Origin of the sequence: Pseudomonas sp. PS01301 (assembly GCF_029960215.1) — a bacterium.
GTDB classification, from domain to species: Bacteria; Pseudomonadota; Gammaproteobacteria; order Pseudomonadales; family Pseudomonadaceae; genus Aquipseudomonas; species Aquipseudomonas coleopterorum.
The window spans coordinates 41,487-59,837 of sequence record NZ_JASCPM010000021.1; the positions used below are offsets into that span (position 1 = coordinate 41,487).

Below are 18,351 nucleotides of genomic sequence, written 5' to 3' on the forward strand. Positions count from 1 at the left end.
TGTAGCAGCGGCGCGAGCCGCGTCGGCGGTATATGCGGTGTGACTGTCGGACCGCGTCGTGGCCGGACGCGGCTTGCGCCGCTGCTACAGGGCTAGGATTTGCCGAAGAGCTTTTTGCCAAGGGTGACAACAGCCAGGACCACGGCGCCGGTAAGGATACCGGTCAACGCGTCCACCAAGGTGCTGGCCACCGTACCCATCACGCCGCCACCGGCCAACGCCACCGCTGCCTCGCTGATGTGATGCACGAACGGCAGGCCGTGGGCAATGATGCCGCCACCCACCAGAAACATGGCGATGGTGCCCAGAATCGATAACACCTTCATCAACACCGGCGCCAGCCACAGCAGACCATTGCCCAACGCCTGGCTGGCCGATCCGGTTTTCTGCTTGAGGTACAGCCCCACATCGTCCAGCTTGACGATGCCGGCCACCAGCCCATAGACACCGACGGTAATCAGCACCGCCGTGATCACCAGCACGCCGACCTGGTCCAGAAAGGGTCGCGTTGACACCACCCCCAAGGCCAGCACGATGATTTCCGCCGAGAGGATGAAATCGGTACGCACCGCGCCTTTGATCTTGTCCTTCTCGAACGCGACCATATCGACCTTGGCATCGGCCATGGCAGCTTTGCGCTGCTCAAGGTCAGCAGCCGAGTCCTTGTGCAGGAACTTGTGCACCACCTTTTCGAAACCTTCGAAACACAGATAGGCACCGCCTATCATCAACAGCGGCGTGATCAGCCACGGCGCGAACGCGCTGATCAACAGCGCCGCCGGCACCAGGATCGCCTTGTTCAGCAAGGAACCCTTCGCCACTGCCCAGACCACCGGCAGTTCGCGATCCGCCTTGACCCCGGTGACCTGTTGGGCGTTGAGCGCCAAGTCGTCGCCAAGCACCCCAGCGGTTTTCTTCGCGGCCAGGGAAACGTCGTCGAGCAGGGTCGCGATATCGTCGAGAAGCGTCAGCAAATTGCCTGCGGCCACGGGGAGCATCCTTATGGGTGAGTTAGGTGGCTGACGCATGGGACACCGGCTTAGTTCCCCGGCGGGCCGTTGTTGAGCGCTCGGCAAGGCCGGTGCTACCATCGCAGACCCTCCGGCGCGGCCGGATGCCACTGCGCAGAAACAAGGATCTTTGCCCACCATGAGCAGTATTCGCGAGCGCAACAAGGCCCTCATCCTGCGTGCGGCGAGCGAAGAATTCGCCGACAAGGGTTTCGCCGCCGCCAAGACCCAAGACATCGCCAGCAAGGCCGGCGTGCCCAAGCCCAACGTCTACTACTACTTCAAGTCCAAGGAAAACCTCTACCGCGAGGTGCTGGAAAGCATCATCACGCCAATCCTGCAGGCCTCCACGCCGTTCGACACGGCCGGCGAGCCGCAAGCGGTGCTGCGCGCCTATATCCGCTCCAAGATCCACATCTCCCGCGCCCTGCCCTTCGCCTCGAAAGTATTCGCCAGCGAAATCATGCACGGCGCGCCGCACCTGAGCGCCGATCAGGTCGAACAGCTCAACGCCCAGGCATTGCACAACATCCAGTGTCTGCAGACCTGGATCGATCGTGGGCAGATTGCTCCGGTGGACCCTCATCATCTGATGTTCAGCATCTGGGCCGCGACGCAGACCTACGCCGACTTCGACTGGCAGATCGCCTCGATCACCGGCAAGGCCAAGCTGGACGACAGCGATTACGAAGCAGCCATCGACACCATCACGCGGCTGGTGCTCAAGGGCTGCGCCCCGGAATAGCGCCACCTCGCCAGACCCGCTGACGAGGTCGGCGCACAGCCTTGCACCGACGCGGCAAAGCTCCTACGCTGTGCGCCTTCTTGGGAACCCCTTTGCCATGACCACTCTGCGTGATCGCCTGTACGTCGTCGTCTTCCAGAGCGACACCCCTGCCGGACGCCGCTTCGACAAGACCTTGTTGCTGATCATCCTCGCCAGCCTGCTGGTAGTGATCATCGACAGCGTCGAGACGGTGCACAGCCAATACGCCGACCTGTTTGCCTGGATCGAATGGGGCTTCACGTTCATCTTCGCCGTGGAGTACCTGCTGCGCCTGTACTGCTCGCCCAAGCCCCTGCGCTATGCGTTCAGCTTCTACGGCCTGATCGACCTGCTGGCGATCGTTCCCGGCATCCTGGCCATCTACTACAGCGACGCCCAGTACCTGATGATCGTGCGCGTGGTGCGCATGCTGCGGATCTTCCGCGTGCTCAAGCTCAGCCCTTACCTGAAGCAGGCCAACTACCTGCTGGCGGCTCTGCGTGGCAGCAAGCAGAAGATCATCGTGTTTCTGGTGAGCGTCACCACTCTGGTCACGGTGTTCGGCACCTTGATGTACGTGGTCGAGGGCCCGCAGAACGGTTTCGCCAACATCCCCACGGGCATCTACTGGGCCATCGTCACGCTGACCACGGTAGGTTACGGCGATATCGTGCCGACCACGCCGATCGGTCAAGTGCTCTCGGCGATGGTCATGATCACCGGTTATTCGATCATCGCCGTGCCCACCGGCATCTTCACCGCCGAACTGGCCAACGCCATGCGCAGCGAAGGCCTGCAGCACGAGTGCGGGGTGTGCCACAAAAGCAGCCACGAACAGACAGCCTCGTTCTGCTCCCAGTGTGGCAATGCGCTGTTCAAGAAAGCGGTATAAGCACCGCCCTTTTTGATCTAATCGCCCCCATAACGCCTGGCCACGGGGCGCAGGCATAATGCCGCCTATTTCCAAGAACGCTCGAAGAGGGAACTGCAGTGAAAAAATTGATCGGTGCCTCGCTGTTGGCGGCAGGTTTGAGCCTGACCGGCCTGGCCCAGGCCGCGCCCAGCCTGCTCAACGTCTCGTATGACGTGATGCGCGACTTCTACAAGGACTACAACAGTGCGTTCCAGAAGCACTGGCAAGCCGAACACAACGAAGCCATCACCGTGCAGATGTCCTTCGGTGGTTCGAGCAAGCAGGCGCGTTCGGTGATCGACGGCCTGCCGGCAGACGTCATCACCATGAACATGGCCACCGACATCAATGCCCTGGCTGACAATGGCAAGCTGGTGCCCGACGACTGGGTCACGCGCCTGCCGAACAACAGCGCACCGTTCACCTCGGCGACCGTGTTCATCGTGCGCAAGGGCAACCCAAAAGCGCTGAAGGACTGGCCTGACCTGCTCAAGGATGGCGTGCAGGTTATTGTCCCCAACCCCAAGACCTCCGGCAACGGCCGCTACACCTACCTGTCGGCCTGGGGCTATGTGCTCAAGAATGGTGGCGATGAAAACAAGGCCCGCGACTTCGTCGGCAAGCTGTTCAAGCAGGCACCGGTCCTGGACACCGGTGGACGCGGCGCGACCACCACGTTCATGACCAACCAGATCGGCGATGTGCTGATCACCTTCGAAAACGAAGCCGAAATGATCGCCCGCGAGTTCGGCCGCGATCAGTTCGAGGTCGTCTACCCCAGCGTTTCAGCCGAGGCCGAGCCCCCCGTCAGTGTGGTCGACAGGGTCGTCGACAAAAAGGGCACGCGTGCCGCGGCCGACGAATACCTGAAGTACCTGTGGTCGCCGGAAGGCCAGGAAATCGCGGCCAACAACTACCTGCGCCCACGTGATCCTGCAGTGCTGGCCAAGTACACTGATCGCTTCCCGAAAGTCGAATTCCTCTCGGTGGAGAAAACCTTCGGCGACTGGCGCAGCGTGCAGAAGACCCACTTCAATGACGGTGGCGTGTTCGACCAGATCTACACCGGCCAGTAAACGATCGCTCAACCGCTGGACAGCGTTGCAGGCTTGGGGTAAAACCTCGCCTGTAACGCCCTGCCTTTCGCTTCTCCCCCCTTCTCTTTCCTACGTCCAACGTTCGGCGGTAGCCTGCCCGATGGTTTTTCATCGCGCGCGCTCCAGCGTTGGCGCGAGTTCGATCATCATGACCACATCATCGGATGCCGCACTGAAATACCGCCCGGAAATCGACGGCCTGCGCTCGCTAGCCGTGCTGCCGGTGATCCTGTTCCATGCCGGCTTCAGCCTGTTTTCCGGCGGATTCGTGGGGGTCGACGTGTTCTTCGTGATCTCCGGATATCTGATCACCTCGATCATCCTGGCGGAAATGACCAAAGGCGACTTCTCCCTGCTGCGCTTCTACGAGCGTCGGGCCCGACGGATTCTGCCGGCGCTGTTCGTGATGTTGCTTGTCTGTCTGCCCATGGCGTGGATGTGGCTGGACCCGCCGGACCTCAAGGCGTTCAGCAAGAGCCTGGCGGCGGTGCCGCTGTTCTCGTCGAACCTGCTGTTCTGGCGCGAAAGCGGCTATTTCGACGCTGCCGCCGAGATGAAACCTCTGCTGCATACCTGGACATTGGCGGTTGAGGAGCAGTACTACCTACTCTTCCCATTGCTGCTGATGGCTGGGTGGCGCCTGGGTCGGCGCACCGTGGTGGCGATACTGGCCGTGCTCGCCTTGGCCAGTCTGGCTTTGGCCGAGCATGGCGCCCGCCAGGAATCCGTGGCCGCGTTCTACCTGCTGCACGCACGCGCGTGGGAGCTGCTGGTGGGCTCTTTCATCGCCTTCTACCTCGCCAGGCGACCACGCTCGACCGCTTCGTCCTGGCACGCGCAGGCTGGCAGTCTGCTAGGCGTGGCCATGATCGGTTATGGCGTGCTTGCCTTTGATCACGCCACGGCGTTTCCCGGTTTCAATGCTTTACTGCCCACCGTTGGGGCAGGATTGGTGATCCTCTTCGCCCATCCGGGTAACCCTGTCGGAAGGGTATTGGCGAGCCGCCCGTTGGTAGGCATCGGACTGATCAGCTACAGCGCCTATCTATGGCATCAACCGCTGTTCGCTTTTGCCCGCAACAACAGCCTGGTGGCGCCCACTCCAACGACCATGTTGGGCTTGAGCGGGCTGTCGCTGGTACTGGCATGGCTGAGCTGGCGCTTCGTCGAACGCGCCTTTCGCGACCGACGCCACGTGCCTGCTGCGCGCCTGTGGCGTTACAGTGCCAGCGCTTCGTTACTGTTCGTGGCGTTAGGCATCACCGGCTTCGTGAACAATGGCTTCAGCCAGCGTTTCGACGTCGATCCCGGCATCATGACCGCCTTCGAAGACCCACATATCCGCGATGCCTGCGACACGAACTATGACGGCAAGGGCTGGGGCATGGACTTCTGCCTGTTCGGTGCCGATCGCCAGCGGCAGGCTGCGGATGTGGCGGTGTTCGGCGACAGCCATGCCGAAGCCCTGTTGCCGGCGTTCGATGCCGCAGGCAAGCGGTACGACCGGCGCATCGCTCACATTGGCATGGGTGGCTGCCCGCCGTTGCTGGGCGTCGACGTGGCGGTGGGCAACTATGCGCCAGGGGCGTGCCCGGCATTGGCCCAGCGCGAGTACGACTATGTGAAGGCCCATGGCATCAAGACGGTGGTGCTGGTTTCACGCTGGACGCTGTACACCGATGGCGATTACGACCAGAACCGCATGAGCGGCTATTTCCTGGTGGATCAAGCCAGCCAGGCGCGCACCCGCGAGGCCTCGCGCGCGGTATTCGAAAAAGCCCTGGAACGGACCATCGATGCCTACCGAGCGTTGGGCGCACAGGTCTACGTGGTGACTCAGGCGCCGCAACAGCAGACCAGTCCGAAGCAGCTCTACTATCGTCTGGCGCGCGACAAGGGGGACGATGCCGAACACACGCAACGGCTGCTCGACCGGCTGTCCGTGCCCTACGCGAAACACCTGCATTTCCAGCACTACACACGCGCATTGTTCGCCGCCGACAGCGCGCGCGAACGCATTCGCCTGGTCAACCTCGATGAAGCGCTGTGCAGCCCACAAACGTGCCTGATCGGTGACAGTGGGTCGTGGTACAAGGACCACGACCACTTGAGTGCCCGCGGGGTCGAGCGGGTGGCGAGCCTGGTGGGTCAGATCATGCAGAACTGACTCGCGCCTGCCGTGCTTCAGGGATGTTTGCGTCCCAAGCCAGCCGGCACGCCGGTGGTGTCAGTGGCTTCCCATGGGCCTTTGGGACTGGTGGCCCAGCTCCAGCCGTCGTTCCAGCGGTAGTAGGTGCGCTGGCGATAGTAGGTGTCGGGCTGATCTTCAAGCACATACACGCCCAGACTCGGGTCCCAGTGGCTGGCACCGCCCGGAGGCGGGGCGAAGCTGGCCGAGGTCCGCGGCATCGGCTTGGGCGCGGGTGGCGTGGGCGTCGCAGGTGGGGCTGGAGTGGGCGCGGTGCTCGGTCCTGTCGGTGGCAGGGTCTGCACCGGTGGCTGCGGCGCAGGTTCGGACGGGCGCTGCACGGCGCAGGCGCTCATGCCCAGGGCCAGGCCGATCACGGCCATTCGAGCTAAACGGTTCATGGCATCTCTCTACAGGTCAGGGCTGTCGATCATCAATTGCTGCACGGCGGCGCTGTCGCTGGCGATCGGCGCACCTCGCGCCAGCCATTCGCCCTGCGTGGGCTGGCCGGCCCTGGATATCCGGGCGATGAGTTGGACTTCGGGAAAGTTCGACAGTTTCAGCTGCGGCATCATCGCATCGCTGTCCGCCAGTTCGACCTGGGCCGGCAGGTCGGCGACCGTCAGGCGCTTGACCGCCAGTGGCATGGGCGGCCCGGACACCGCACGGGCAAACACGAACACGCTGTCGCCGGGCTGCACCTTGGCCGCCACACCGGGTGCCAAGGCTACCTGCACTTTCAATACGGCGCGTGCCGGAGCAGGCTCGGCGACAGGCAACTTGCCAGCGGCGGCCAGTTGGCCACGGGCACGTTCGATTCCGCCCTGCAATGCCGTGCGCGCGGGGTCTTTGTCCGGGAGGGTGGCCTGCAGGCGCTCCCAGTAAGCGATGGCCTTGTCGAAATCGCGCCCTTCGAACGCGACGATGCCGAGCAAGCCCAAACTGGTGGCTTCCTTCGGATCACCCAGCAGGGCTTCGTCAGTGAGTGCCTGGATCTGCTCGGACCATTTCTTGCCTGCAGCGAAATACAGCGCCTGCGCCCACTGCCCCAGCACCTCTGGCTGACGACCGCTGAGTTTTGCTGCGCGCTCGAACAATTCCGCCGCCTGCGCCGGCCGGTTCTGCGCCATGTAGGTCCGACCCAGGATGTACACCCCCTCCACAGCCTCCGGCTGCATCTGCACCGCCTGTTCCAGGCGCGCCGTCATCTGCGCCATGGACGTGGGCGGTACGGCGAACTCGCGGCTCAACTCGACCTGGTCGCTGGCGCCATAGTGCAGGTACAACACGAGCCCCAGCACCGGCACCAGAACCGCAGCCGCCAGCGGTATCGAGCGGCCCAGACGGGTGTCAGCGAGCACCTCCCCGCCCTCGGTATCGGCCAGCAACTCGCGGGCGGCCTCGGCCTGGCCGCTTTCCAATTGCGCGGCCGTCAAGACGCCTGCAGCCTGTTGCGTATTCAGTTCGGCCAGGCGCTCTTGATACAGCGCCACGTTGAGGGCGGTGCGGTCCTGCTCGGGCTGGGTGCGACGGGCACGCAGCAACGGCACCAGCAAAAAACCCAGGGCGAGCAGCAGCAACAGGCCGGCAGCGAGCCAGAAATCGATCATGGGCGGTCATCATCCAACGGTTTTTGGGCGAGCAACGCGGCCAAACGGGCGCGTTCAGCGGGGTCGAGATCACGCGGGCTGGTAGCGGGTTGCCTGCGCCGACTTCGCAAGGTCACCGCGATCACGCCCACGCCGACCACCAGCAAAACCGCCGGGCCGAACCAGAGCAGCCCGGTACGCGCGGTCAGCGCTGGCTTGTAACGGACGAACTCACCGTAGCGATCAACCATGAACTCGATGATTTGCCCGTCATCCTTGCCCTCGGTCAACAGCCGATGGATCTCACGGCGCAGGTCACCGGCGATAGGTGCATTGGAATCGGCGATGTCCTGGTTCTGGCACTTGGGGCAACGCAGTTGCTGGGTCAATTGGTGAAAGCGCTCGCGCATCTGGTCATTGGCGAACTGATAGGTATCGATGGCAGCCCGTGCCACGCCGGACAGGCTCAACAGCAGTATCGACAGCAGCAGCCAGCGCTTCATGGCCGGGCCTCGTCGAGCAGCGCCTGGTACAACGGCGCCAGTTGCTCGCGCCAAACGGTCTGGTCGATGACCCCGACCCACTTGTGGCGAATCACGCCCCTGGCGTCGATAAGGAACGTCTCCGGTGCGCCGTACACGCCCAGGTTCAAGCCCAGACTGCCGTCCTTGTCGTTGATGTCCAGCGTGTAGGGGTTGTGATAATCGGCCAGCCAGCGCCGTGCTGCCACGTTGTCATCCTTGTAGTTGATGCCGTAGATCAGCACGCCCTGCTCGGCCAGCGTGTTCAGCACGGGGTGTTCGACGCGGCAGGCCACGCACCAGGTTCCCCAGACATTGACCAGGGCCGGCTTGCCCAGCAGATCGACTCGAGTCAGCGTTCGTTGACCCTGGGTGTCAGGCAGGCTGAACTCGGGAAACGGCTTGCCGATCAGGGCCGACGGCAACTGCGCGGGGTCAAGATAGAGCCCGCGGTAAAGCAGCACGGCCAGCACCAGGAATGCGCCCAGCGGCACCGCCAACAGCCAACGTTTCATGCCACGGCCCCTTTGCCCAATACGTCACGCACACGCGCCTTGACCTTGATGCGATAGCGCCGGTCCAGTGCAGCAAGGAAGCCACCCAGACCGGTCATCAGCCCACCCAGCCAGATCCAGCGCACGAACGGCTTGACGCGGATCCGCACCGCCCACGCGCCGTTTTCCAGGGGTTCACCCAGCGCGACATAGAGATCGCGGGTGAAGCCGGCATCGATGCCAGCCTCGGTCATCACCGATTGCTGCACGCTGTACAAGCGTTTTTCCGGATGCAGCAGGCTCACTTGCACGCCATTGCGCAGGACTTGAACACTGCCCCGCTGGGCGCTGAAGTTCGGCCCCCGGTGAGGCTCGGCGCCCTGGAAGATGAACTGATAGCCACCCAGATCGACCGCATCGCCCGGCGCCATGCGCAGATCGCGTTGGGCACTGTTGTGGCTCGACAACACCACGCCCAGGGCACAAACGGCAATGCCCAGGTGAGCCAGCTGCATGCCCCAGTAGCTGCGCGGCAAGCCGGCAATGCCGCGGGGCAGGCCCTTGTGACGGGTCTTGTCGTGCAAGTCGCGCACCCCGGCCAGCACCACCCAGGCCGCCAGGGCGAACGTGCTCAGCACCGGCCAGGCGAAATCCCCCAGGCACCAGGCGGCCAGCGGCGCCAGCACGGCGCTGCCGAGCAGCACCGGCACCAGCATGCCACGCAGCCAGGCGGTCGGCGTGTGTTTCCAGCGCACCAGCACGCCAACGGCCATGGCCAGCATCAGCAACGCCATCAGGGGCACGAACAGCGCATTGAAATAGGGTGGACCGACCGACAGCTTGGCGCCGGTCAGGGCATCCAGCGCCAGCGGGTACAGGGTGCCCAGCAGAATCATCGAAGCGGCCACCACCAGGATCAGGTTGTTGCCCAGCAGCAGGGTCTCCCGCGACCACAGGCCGAAGCCCACGTGGCTCTTGACCACCGGCGCGCGCAGCGCGAACAGCGTCAATGAACCGCCCACCACGAACAGCAGGAAGATCAGAATGAACACGCCACGGGTCGGATCCGAGGCGAACGCGTGCACCGAGGTCAGCACGCCGGAGCGCACCAGGAATGTGCCCAGCAGGCTCAGGGAAAACGCAGCAATGGCCAACAGCACCGTCCAGCTCTTGAACACGCCGCGCTTCTCGGTGACCGCCAGGGAGTGGATCAGCGCAGTGCCGATCAGCCAAGGCATGAACGAGGCATTTTCCACCGGGTCCCAGAACCACCAGCCGCCCCAGCCCAGTTCGTAGTACGCCCACCACGAACCCAAGGTGATGCCAATGCCCAGAAAGCTCCAGGCCACCATGGTCCAGGGGCGCGACCAACGGGCCCAGGCAGCGTCCAGCTTGCCGCCCAGCAGCGCGGCGATGGCGAAGGCGAAGGCGACCGAAAAACCCACGTAGCCCATGTACAGCATCGGCGGATGGACGATCAGACCGATGTCCTGCAGCAACGGGTTGAGGTCGCGACCGTTGGCCGGAATCTGCGGTAGCACGCGGGTGAAGGGGTTGGACGTGAGGATCAGGAACAACAGGAAGCCAACGCTGATCATGCCCATCACTGCCAGCACCCGCGCCAGCATGACCTGGGGCAACTGCCGCGAGCGGATCGACACGGCAAAGGTCCAGCCGCCCAGGATCAGCGCCCACAGCAGCAAGGAGCCTTCGTGGGCACCCCATACGGCGCTGAACTTGTAATACCAGGGCAATGCGCTGTTGGAGTTCTCGGCCACGTAGCGCACGGAAAAATCGTCGCTTAGAAAGCTCGCGGCCAGGCAGGCGAATGCCAATACCAGGAAGGTGAACTGGCCCCAGGCAGCCGGCCGTGCCAGGCTCATCCACAGTCGATCACCGCGCCATGCGCCCACCAAGGGCACGCTGGCCTGAACCAGGGCCAGACACAGCGCCAGGATCATCGCCAAGTGGCCCAACTCGGGCACCAGCAGAGCACCGATCATTGTGAAGCTCCCATTCGGCCGGAATCCTTCAAGGCCTTGGTGACCTCCGGCGGCATGTATTTTTCATCGTGCTTGGCCAGTACCTCATCCGCCTCTACGACGCCGTCGGCGTTCAAGGTGCCCAGAGCGACGATGCCCTGCCCTTCGCGAAACAGATCGGGAAGGATCCCACGGTAGGTGATCGTGACGCTGTGCTGAAAATCGGTGACCACGAAGCGCACATCCAGCGAGTCGCCGGAGCGTTGCAGCGAGCCCTTTTCGACCATGCCACCGGCGCGAATGCGCGTGCCCGTCGGCGCCTCGCCATTGGCGATCTGCGTTGGCGTGTAGAACAGGTTGATGTTCTGCTGCAATGCGCCAAGGGCCAGTCCGACGGCCAGGGCGACGCCGGCCACCAGGGCGAGGATCAGCGTCAGGCGTTTGCGCCGTTGCGGTTTCACGGTCGGCCCTCCCGGCGCAGGCGTCGCGCCTCTTGTTGCAGATAGCGTCGCCGGGCCAGCAGCGGCCCGACCACGTTGACGATCAGTACCAGCAGGCACAGGCCATAGGCCGACCAGACATAGACGCCATGGCGGCCCATGCTCAGAAACTCGGCGAACGAAGTGAAGCTCATGGGCCGACCCTCGGTTTCAGCTCACCGGCCAGGTATTCCTGAACCCAGCGGCTGCGAGCCTCGCGCCGGAGCACTTCCAGGCGCATGCGCAGCAGCAGTACCGCACCGAAGAAACAATAGAAACCCAGGACCGTGAGCAACAGCGGCAGCCACATCTGCGCGGGCATCGCCGGTTTTTCGGTCAGGCTGAAGGTGGCGCCCTGGTGCAGGGTGTTCCACCACTGCACCGAGTACTTGATGATCGGAATGTTGATTACGCCGACGATGGCCAGCACTGCGCAGGCCTTGGCCGCGTTCTCGCGATTGCCGATGGCCTGGCCCAGGGCAATGAGCCCCAAGTACAGAAACAGCAGGATCAGCATGGACGTCAGGCGCGCATCCCACACCCACCAACTGCCCCAGGTCGGCTTGCCCCAGATGGCGCCGGTGGCCAGCGCCAGCACAGTCATCCAGGCGCCCACGGGGGCGGCGCATTGCAGTGCGACGTCGGCGATCTTCATCTTCCAGACCAACCCGACCACACCGGCCAGCGCCATCATCACGTAGCAGGACTGGGCAAGCATGGCCGCAGGAACGTGGATGTAGATGATGCGAAAGCTGTTGCCCTGCTGGTAATCCGGCGGAGCGAAGGCCAGGCCCCACACCACACCTGCACTGATGAGCAACGCCGCCGCCAGGCCCAGCCAGGGCAGCAAGCGCCCGCTCAGGGCATGGAACGCCTTGGGCGAGCCGAGCTTGTGAAACCACGTCCAGTTCATCACCTTGTTCTTCATGACCCCGTATTCAAAAGCGTGTGCCGGTCGCACACCCGGCCTCGTCCGTTCATTCGCCGACACTGATCTTGAGCCCGGCCGCGATCGCGAAGGGCGCCAGGGTCACGGCCAGTGCCGTCAGGCTGCCCAGCCACAACAGGTAGCCAGCGGTCGGCAGCTGCTGCAACGACGCCTGCAGCGCGCCAGTGCCCAGAATCAGCACCGGGATGTACAGCGGCAACGTCAGCAAGGCCAACAACAGACCACCGCGCTTGAGCCCGACGGTCAGCGCAGCCCCCACCGCGCCCAGCAAGCTGAGCACCGGCGTGCCGAGCAGCAACGAGGCCAGCAGCACCGGCAGGCATCGTTCAGGCAAGCCGAGCATCAGGGCCAGCAGCGGTGAAACCAGCACCAGCGCCAGCCCGGAGAACGCCCAGTGCACCAGCACCTTGGCCAGCACCAGCACTGGCAATGGGTGTTCGGACAGCACCCATTGCTCGAGCGAGCCGTCTTCCAGATCGCTGCGAAACAACCCGTCGAGCGATAGCAGCACCGCCAGCAACGCGGCCACCCACACCAGGCCTGGGGACAGACTTTGCAGCAGCTGCATCTGCGGTCCGACGGCCAGCGGGAACAGCGCAACCACGATGGCGAAAAACACCAGAGGATTGGCCAGCTCTGCGGGTCGCCGACACAGCAGTCGCGCCTCGCGCTTGAGCAACAGGACGAAGACACTCATGCCGCGTTCGCATCCAGTTCCAGTCGCCGGTAGCGATTCGGCGTCTGCCCCAGTACATGGTGTGTGGTCAGCACCACCATACCGCCTCGCTCGCAGTGATCGACCAGGTGCTGCTCCAGCTGCTCGACCGCCTGCGCATCGAGCGCGGTGAAGGGTTCGTCGAGAATCCATAACGGCGGGCCGGGCAGATACAGACGGGCCAACGCCACGCGGCGCTGCTGACCCGCCGAAAGGATACGGCACGGCACGTCTTCGAAGCCGCGCAGACCGATCGCCGCCAAGGCCGTCCAGATCTGCTCTCGACGGGCGGGCGTATGCAGCGCACAAAGCCAGGCGAGGTTTTCCTCTGGGCTAAGGGCATCCTTGATACCCGTCGCATGGCCGATCCACAGCAGCTGACCGCCACGCTCGCTGCGCTGCGCGTGCAGCGCCGGGCTGGCAAAGACGACCTGCCCATCGGCGGGCTGCATCAGCCCGGCCAGCACGCGCAGCAGACTGGTCTTGCCACAGCCGTTGGGTCCGCACACCTGGAGCATGTCACCCGCGGCCACCTGGAACTGCAGATGCTCGAACAGCAGGCGCCCATCGCGGTCGCAGGCAAGATCGGTGGCGTGCAGGTATGGGGTCAAGAATCCGCCTCATCGGGTTCGGTCGCAGGTTACGGCACCGTGCCGCACTCAAGTTTCGCAGGGCAAGGCCGCTATACTCCCATGGCGCTGTGTAGCAGAGCCGGCCGCCGTGGCCGCGCATTATACATGCGCAGTCTCTGCCCAAGGGCGTAACCGACACAGGTTTCATCATGCCAGACCTGATCAGCAACCTCGCCGCGCTTCCCACCGCCAGCGGTGCCGCGCGCGTCAGTGCGTCGAACACCGAGACCGTGAAGATCACCCAGCCCCTGGACAGCCTGCTGGCCCTGGGCGAGACGGTCGATGCCGAAGTGGTGTCGGTCAAGGCCGGCGCGCAGGACTTTCAGTTGCTGTTGCGCCTGAGTCTGGCCGGCGGCGGCGTGGCGACGATCACCGCCAGCAGCCTGCAGCCCGTGCCCCAAGGCACTGCATTGCTGGTCTCGCACCTGGCCGGTGGCGCGGCGTTGGTCACCACCCAGGAACGCGGCAATGGCGCACCGGTGACCCTGACACGTATCGACACCCAGGCCCTGCCGGTCGGTACGCTGTTGCAGGGCAAGGTCAGCAGCAGCCAGATGCTGCCGCAGATCGCCGGGCAACCGGCGGTGTACAAAGCGATGGTGACCTTGCTCAATACGGCCCAGGCCGGCAACATTCTGGCCATCGAGAGCCCCCAGCCACTGCGCCTGGGCAGTCTGCTCAGCGCCCAGGTGATGAGTGACCAGAGCCTGAATTTCGTGCCCTTGAGCGGGCGCATGGACCAGTTGGCCGTGGCCCAGCAACTGGGGGCCCAGCAAGCCCGGCAGGGTTCGCTCGACAGCCTGCTGAGCCTGGTGCAGAACCTGAGCCAGAACCCCGATATGGCGCCGCCGACCCGCGCCGGCCTGGAACGCCTGTTGGCCAGCCTGCCGGATGTGCAGCAGATGGCCGATCCGAAAACCGTCGCCCAGGCCGTGGTCGCCAGCGGCGCGTTTCTGGAAGCCAATCTGCTCAACGGACAACCGGCCCCCGATCTCAAGTCGGCGCTGCTGCGCCTGATGGCGCAGATCGCGCCGGGCGCGCTGCCCAATCCGGCGGCACAACCGGCGGTGGCGGCCAATGTCCTCGCTCAGGTCTTGCCGGGCCGGGTGCGCAATGCCCTGAATGCCTGGGGGCAGGTCAGCGAAAAGACCGTACCGGTGAGTTTCCCCCTGCCCGCCCGTACCGCGCAGAAAGGCGAAGGCGAAGACGACCTCGAACACCTGCTGCGCCTGGCCGGTGCAGCGGTGGCGCGGCTGCAGAGCCATCAGCTCGCCGGTCTGGAGCAAACCGGGCGCACCCCCGATGGGGCCACGCAGACCACCTGGCAACTGGAGATTCCCATGCGCCATCTGCACGACTTCATCCCGCTGCAGGTCAAGGTGCAACGCGAAGACCCGCCACCGGACCAGCACCCCCCTGACAAGAGCGAGTCCAGACCGGCCCAGGAAAAGATCTGGCGGCTGGACCTGGCCTTCGATCTGGACGCACTGGGCCCGCTCCAGGTGCAGGCGCAACTGGCCCACGGCAGCCTGTCCAGCCAACTGTGGGCACAGCGTCCGGCTACCGCCCTGCTGATCGAGAACCAACTGGACAATTTGCGCCAGCGCCTGCAAGCCACCGGCTTGAACGTGGCTGATCTGCAATGCCATCAAGGCAGCGCACCGCAAGGTGCACGGACGCGACTGGAGCAACGCTGGGTGGATGAGACCGCATGAGCGAACGAGCCCCGCGCCAAGCCATCGCCCTGCGCTACGACGGCCAGAAGGCCCCTACCCTGACCGCCAAGGGCGACGATGAGCTGGCCGAAGCGATCCTGGCGATGGCCCGCGACTATGAAGTGCCGGTGTACGAAAATGCCGAGCTGGTGAAGATGCTCGCACGCATGGAACTGGGCGACAGCATCCCCCACGAGTTGTATCTGACCATCGCAGAGATCATCGCCTTCGCCTGGCACCTGCAGGGCAAGACCCCTGCCGGGTTCGAGCTTGCGCCCGCGCCGAGCGAGCGCGACATCACCCCCAAGGCCCCGTAGCACCTGGGCCCTGGGGCTTTTCCAAGGCTTTGGATCAAGCCTGCGTCCGGCGTCTCCAAGGCCCTCCCGAGACCGGTTCCCCGGCCACACCGGCAGCCGCTGCCCTACATAGTTACCACGTCCCTTGGCTGCGCCAACCGAATCATGGCCTGGCACGACTTTCCGTGCCTACGGAGGAATACCGCCATGACTTCCCGATTCATCAGCGCGCAGGGGGTTCAAACCGTCCGCGACTCCCTCAAGGATTACCCCCGGCCCGACCGCGCCGCCGCCGACGCGGTGCGCGCGTGGGCCTTGAAGCAGGGCCTGAACCTGAACCCGGACAACGTCGATGCCGTTACCCTGCACTATCAAATCAAGGGGCAACGCTGCATCGCCCGTGTCGTGCAGAAGCTCACCCTGACTCAGGCACTGTTGTCCAACTGGCAGGGCGAGTCGGACAACAACCTGATCGGCGCTGCGCTGCACGAGGCCTGGGCGGGCCATCCACCGCCTTATCCGATCACCCTGGTCGACCACCTGGACGAACACAGCCTGTTCGACAACAGCGCCGAGTACCTGGTGTACAACGGCCCCTATCGGCAGGTCAGCCCGGCAAGCTATGACGCGGCGCACCATGTGCGGCTGGGCGCCGAGGCGTTTCAAAGCTTCATCTGGCACCTGGACTTCCACAAACCCTACAAGCAGATGCTCCAGGCCTACTGGAAAGACGGGCTGCAGGCGTACCGCGATGCAGCCAAGGTCAATTTCATCGCCGCCTGCAACATGCAGATCAGCGAAGCCAGCCTCTCCGATGCCGGCCGCGTCCTGGCCTGGCAGGTCGCCGGCCTGCTGCCGCGTCCACATGGCGTACACGTCGCCTGCCTGAACATCTACGGTTATGTCGCCACCAACCTGTTGTGCCTGAAGAGCAACGAGACGGGGCTGACCCTGCTTTACATCCCTGGCAACAGCGCGCCGTTCCACGAGTTCACCGACGAATCGTCGATGGCAAGCTGGGTGGCCGAGCAGTGCTGGCACCCACGTACCCGTCAAGCGCTGGAAGACCATTTTCCACCCGGTGACGAGGCCGATACGCTGGGCTTCAGCGGACTCAATACCGCGCTGACGGGGCTGGGCCTGTACCCCGGCTATCACCATTTCGATCCTGACAAGCATCCCGGTTTCGCCACCAGCGGCCTGTGGGTGCCGCACGACACGGTCAATTACCGGACCAGCAAATACAGCCCGCCCATCGAAGGCGACCTGTTCATGGCCATGGCTCGCCATCAGAAGAAGCGCAGCGAGCAGGATGCCGAGTTCATCATCAACACCGACAGCTCGGTGACCAAGGAAAAATGGCGCGGTTATTTCACCTCGGCAATCAATACCCTGGCACCGATTGCGATGGTGGTGCCGGAACTGGCGCCGATCTTTGCCCTGGGCGGCATCGTTCAACTGGGCCTGGGTCTGGATCGGGCGATCAACGGCAAAACCCTGGAGCAGCGCGCAGCAGGCGCGGACGATGCCATCTGGGGCCTGCTCAACGCGACGCCCCTGCTGCACGTGCAGATCCCGGAACGGCCGGCCATCTTCCGTTTCAAGCGACCCGAGTTCGTCATCCCGGCACGCATCAATGGTCAGATCGGCTACCCCTTGAGCCCGGTCCAGCCGCCACACCTTCCACCGATCGAACCGATTCTGGAGGAGGCCTTCAGCCTGCCCACCGCCGTGGCAGCCGTCGCCGAAGCGCCTCGAGACATCGCCGATGCAGTGATCAGAGTGCCAAGCTACAGTGGCAAAAAAGATGTTCTGGAATGCGAAATCGGTGGCTATGTGGCCGACGTCCATTACGACATCGAATATAACGCCTTCGTCCACAGCTCGGACCTCAACGAGATCGAACCACCCTACTACATCGCACCGCGGCCCGGTGAACGGTCACTGACGCGCCTGAAGGACGTCGACCGCCCGGTCACCGATGCCCAGCGCATGGAGACCCTGCAGGGCCTGGGGGTCGATTTGATATTGCCCATGAGTCTTGGCGAGTTGCGGCCGCCGGCGATGAAACCCATTCCCAAGCAGATCTCCTGCATCTGGGTGGGCGACAAGGTGATCAGTCAGCCGCTCCTGGAGAATGTAGGGCGCAATGCGGCCTTGTTGCGCGAAAGCGATTACGCGTATCGCATATACCTCTCCACGGCCTCGCCCGAGGTCTATGCGCGCAATGTCGAGTTACTGGCCCAGCACGCGCCGTCCATGCAGGTCCTGCCGCTTGAATCTCAGCCGCTCTATGCTGAGTTCAAACAAAGCCGCTACTACCGTCAATACAAGGCTGCCATCGACGGCAATGGCGGCGTGGGTACCAATTTCGCGTCGGCATCGGATGTGCTGCGTTATCGAGTGCTTTACAGCGAAGGCGGGCTGTACATGGACATGGATGACAGCATTCTGCGGCCTGGGCAGCGAACGCCGCTCGGGCAGCCCGCCGAGTCCATCGACGTGGTGCCCCTGCAGACCTCGAACAGAGGCTTGATTCTGTCCGTGCCGATGTCAAACGAAACCCTGGGCATGAACATCCAGTATGGCAACAGCATGATCGGCAGCCACGCAGGCAACCCGACCTTGAATGCGATATCGGACACCATGCTGGAGCGCTTCGAGGCACAACCGGATTTCTATGACAGCCGTCCGGATCCGCGCCAGGATCTGGAGGGTTTCCATCGCTATGCCATCGACTTGAACCATATCAGCGGCCCCGGCGCGCTAAACGACGCCATTACTCACCGGCTACTCGAGCTGGCGCAGTTTCGTGAAGTGTGGAATCTCTCGGCACTGCCGATAAGGGACAACACGGGCGTGCTCGACTGGTCCGGGTTCCGCGAAGCCTATCAGGCACTGACCCCGCTGAACCGGTTTTCCCAGGTCGGCAGCAATTTGAGCTGGGCGCACACCTGATTGATACCTTCCCTACATAATCACCGCGCTCGCGGTCTTCCATAACG

General features: G+C 63.8%; 18 protein-coding genes. 7 read left to right on the forward strand and 11 right to left on the reverse strand.

The features are described 5' to 3' along the window. Window positions 1-92: 92 nt before the first annotated feature. Window positions 93-989: a DUF808 domain-containing protein gene (locus tag QMX89_RS12930; protein ID WP_192068014.1), complete on the reverse strand. Its 897-nt coding sequence runs from the start codon at window positions 987-989 to the stop codon at window positions 93-95. Between the two features lie 160 nt (window positions 990-1,149). Here QMX89_RS12930 and QMX89_RS12935 point away from each other — a divergent pair, with 160 nt between their 5' ends. The 4 genes from QMX89_RS12935 to QMX89_RS12950 all read left to right on the forward strand — a co-directional run bounded on the left by QMX89_RS12935 (window position 1,150) and on the right by QMX89_RS12950 (window position 5,953). After that, complete coding sequence (locus QMX89_RS12935) at window positions 1,150-1,755, forward strand: TetR/AcrR family transcriptional regulator (RefSeq protein WP_049858757.1); 606 nt, start codon at window positions 1,150-1,152, stop codon at window positions 1,753-1,755. A 97-nt stretch (window positions 1,756-1,852) separates the two neighbouring features. Further along, window positions 1,853-2,668 carry an ion transporter gene (locus QMX89_RS12940; protein ID WP_049858758.1) on the forward strand — a complete coding sequence of 272 codons (816 nt, stop codon included), beginning with the start codon at window positions 1,853-1,855 and terminating at the stop codon, window positions 2,666-2,668. Window positions 2,669-2,766: 98 nt separating this feature from the next. Beyond that, window positions 2,767-3,765, forward strand: a complete 999-nt coding sequence (locus tag QMX89_RS12945) for a sulfate ABC transporter substrate-binding protein (RefSeq protein WP_282348526.1) — start codon at window positions 2,767-2,769, stop codon at window positions 3,763-3,765. Between the two features lie 169 nt (window positions 3,766-3,934). Beyond that, complete coding sequence (locus tag QMX89_RS12950; protein ID WP_282348528.1) at window positions 3,935-5,953, forward strand: acyltransferase family protein; 2,019 nt, start codon at window positions 3,935-3,937, stop codon at window positions 5,951-5,953. Window positions 5,954-5,970: 17 nt separating this feature from the next. On the opposite strand, the gene QMX89_RS12955 is transcribed toward QMX89_RS12950, so the two are convergent. The 10 genes from QMX89_RS12955 to ccmA all read right to left on the reverse strand — a co-directional run bounded on the left by QMX89_RS12955 (window position 5,971) and on the right by ccmA (window position 13,314). After that, window positions 5,971-6,375, reverse strand: coding sequence for a hypothetical protein (locus QMX89_RS12955; RefSeq protein ID WP_049858760.1), 405 nt, complete (start codon window positions 6,373-6,375; stop codon window positions 5,971-5,973). A 9-nt stretch (window positions 6,376-6,384) separates the two neighbouring features. Next, complete coding sequence (ccmI, locus tag QMX89_RS12960; RefSeq protein WP_282348530.1) at window positions 6,385-7,584, reverse strand: c-type cytochrome biogenesis protein CcmI; 1,200 nt, start codon at window positions 7,582-7,584, stop codon at window positions 6,385-6,387. Beyond that, window positions 7,581-8,066 (reverse strand): cytochrome c-type biogenesis protein, encoded by a 486-nt coding sequence (locus tag QMX89_RS12965; RefSeq protein ID WP_282348531.1) that lies wholly within the window; start codon window positions 8,064-8,066, stop codon window positions 7,581-7,583. Before QMX89_RS12965 ends, ccmI begins: the two co-directional genes overlap by 4 nt. Beyond that, window positions 8,063-8,599, reverse strand: coding sequence for a DsbE family thiol:disulfide interchange protein (locus tag QMX89_RS12970; protein ID WP_049858763.1), 537 nt, complete (start codon window positions 8,597-8,599; stop codon window positions 8,063-8,065). Before QMX89_RS12970 ends, QMX89_RS12965 begins: the two co-directional genes overlap by 4 nt. Then, window positions 8,596-10,566 carry a heme lyase CcmF/NrfE family subunit gene (locus tag QMX89_RS12975; protein WP_282348545.1) on the reverse strand — a complete coding sequence of 657 codons (1,971 nt, stop codon included), beginning with the start codon at window positions 10,564-10,566 and terminating at the stop codon, window positions 8,596-8,598. Before QMX89_RS12975 ends, QMX89_RS12970 begins: the two co-directional genes overlap by 4 nt. An 11-nt stretch (window positions 10,567-10,577) precedes the next feature. Then, entirely contained in the window at window positions 10,578-11,021 is a 444-nt protein-coding gene (gene ccmE / locus QMX89_RS12980; RefSeq protein ID WP_282348532.1) for a cytochrome c maturation protein CcmE, read from the reverse strand. After that, window positions 11,018-11,194, reverse strand: coding sequence for a heme exporter protein CcmD (ccmD, locus tag QMX89_RS12985; protein WP_056843526.1), 177 nt, complete (start codon window positions 11,192-11,194; stop codon window positions 11,018-11,020). Before ccmD ends, ccmE begins: the two co-directional genes overlap by 4 nt. Continuing rightward, window positions 11,191-11,955 carry a heme ABC transporter permease gene (locus QMX89_RS12990; protein WP_282348546.1) on the reverse strand — a complete coding sequence of 255 codons (765 nt, stop codon included), beginning with the start codon at window positions 11,953-11,955 and terminating at the stop codon, window positions 11,191-11,193. Before QMX89_RS12990 ends, ccmD begins: the two co-directional genes overlap by 4 nt. A 61-nt stretch (window positions 11,956-12,016) precedes the next feature. Further along, a complete protein-coding gene (gene ccmB, locus QMX89_RS12995) occupies window positions 12,017-12,685 on the reverse strand; it encodes a heme exporter protein CcmB (protein ID WP_049858767.1) in 669 nt (222 codons plus the stop codon). After that, on the reverse strand, window positions 12,682-13,314 hold the full coding sequence (gene ccmA, locus QMX89_RS13000; protein ID WP_282348534.1) for a cytochrome c biogenesis heme-transporting ATPase CcmA: 633 nt from the start codon (window positions 13,312-13,314) through the stop codon (window positions 12,682-12,684). Before ccmA ends, ccmB begins: the two co-directional genes overlap by 4 nt. A 170-nt stretch (window positions 13,315-13,484) precedes the next feature. Here ccmA and QMX89_RS13005 point away from each other — a divergent pair, with 170 nt between their 5' ends. From QMX89_RS13005 to QMX89_RS13015, 3 genes are all read left to right on the forward strand, one after another. Further along, window positions 13,485-15,050 carry a flagellar hook-length control protein FliK gene (locus QMX89_RS13005; RefSeq protein WP_282348535.1) on the forward strand — a complete coding sequence of 522 codons (1,566 nt, stop codon included), beginning with the start codon at window positions 13,485-13,487 and terminating at the stop codon, window positions 15,048-15,050. Then, entirely contained in the window at window positions 15,047-15,367 is a 321-nt protein-coding gene (locus QMX89_RS13010; RefSeq protein ID WP_049858770.1) for an EscU/YscU/HrcU family type III secretion system export apparatus switch protein, read from the forward strand. The genes QMX89_RS13005 and QMX89_RS13010 overlap by 4 nt, the downstream gene beginning before the upstream one ends. A 186-nt stretch (window positions 15,368-15,553) precedes the next feature. Next, window positions 15,554-18,304 carry a DUF6543 domain-containing protein gene (locus QMX89_RS13015; protein WP_282348536.1) on the forward strand — a complete coding sequence of 917 codons (2,751 nt, stop codon included), beginning with the start codon at window positions 15,554-15,556 and terminating at the stop codon, window positions 18,302-18,304. Window positions 18,305-18,351 lie beyond the last annotated feature (47 nt).

Excerpts from the sequence above, each read along its gene's own strand:
- ccmI (WP_282348530.1), bottom strand. The coding sequence starts at position 7,584 with ATGATCGATTTCTGGCTCGCTGCCGGCCTGTTGCTGCTGCTCGCCCTG.
- ccmD (WP_056843526.1), bottom strand. The coding sequence starts at position 11,194 with ATGAGCTTCACTTCGTTCGCCGAGTTTCTGAGCATGGGCCGCCATGGC.
- QMX89_RS13005 (WP_282348535.1), top strand. The coding sequence starts at position 13,485 with ATGCCAGACCTGATCAGCAACCTCGCCGCGCTTCCCACCGCCAGCGGT.
- QMX89_RS12935 (WP_049858757.1), top strand. The coding sequence starts at position 1,150 with ATGAGCAGTATTCGCGAGCGCAACAAGGCCCTCATCCTGCGTGCGGCG.
- ccmB (WP_049858767.1), bottom strand. The coding sequence starts at position 12,685 with ATGAGTGTCTTCGTCCTGTTGCTCAAGCGCGAGGCGCGACTGCTGTGT.
- QMX89_RS12965 (WP_282348531.1), bottom strand. The coding sequence starts at position 8,066 with ATGAAGCGCTGGCTGCTGCTGTCGATACTGCTGTTGAGCCTGTCCGGC.
- QMX89_RS12950 (WP_282348528.1), top strand. The coding sequence starts at position 3,935 with ATGACCACATCATCGGATGCCGCACTGAAATACCGCCCGGAAATCGAC.
- QMX89_RS12970 (WP_049858763.1), bottom strand. The coding sequence starts at position 8,599 with ATGAAACGTTGGCTGTTGGCGGTGCCGCTGGGCGCATTCCTGGTGCTG.
- QMX89_RS12940 (WP_049858758.1), top strand. The coding sequence starts at position 1,853 with ATGACCACTCTGCGTGATCGCCTGTACGTCGTCGTCTTCCAGAGCGAC.
- QMX89_RS12955 (WP_049858760.1), bottom strand. The coding sequence starts at position 6,375 with ATGAACCGTTTAGCTCGAATGGCCGTGATCGGCCTGGCCCTGGGCATG.
- QMX89_RS13010 (WP_049858770.1), top strand. The coding sequence starts at position 15,047 with ATGAGCGAACGAGCCCCGCGCCAAGCCATCGCCCTGCGCTACGACGGC.
- QMX89_RS13015 (WP_282348536.1), top strand. The coding sequence starts at position 15,554 with ATGACTTCCCGATTCATCAGCGCGCAGGGGGTTCAAACCGTCCGCGAC.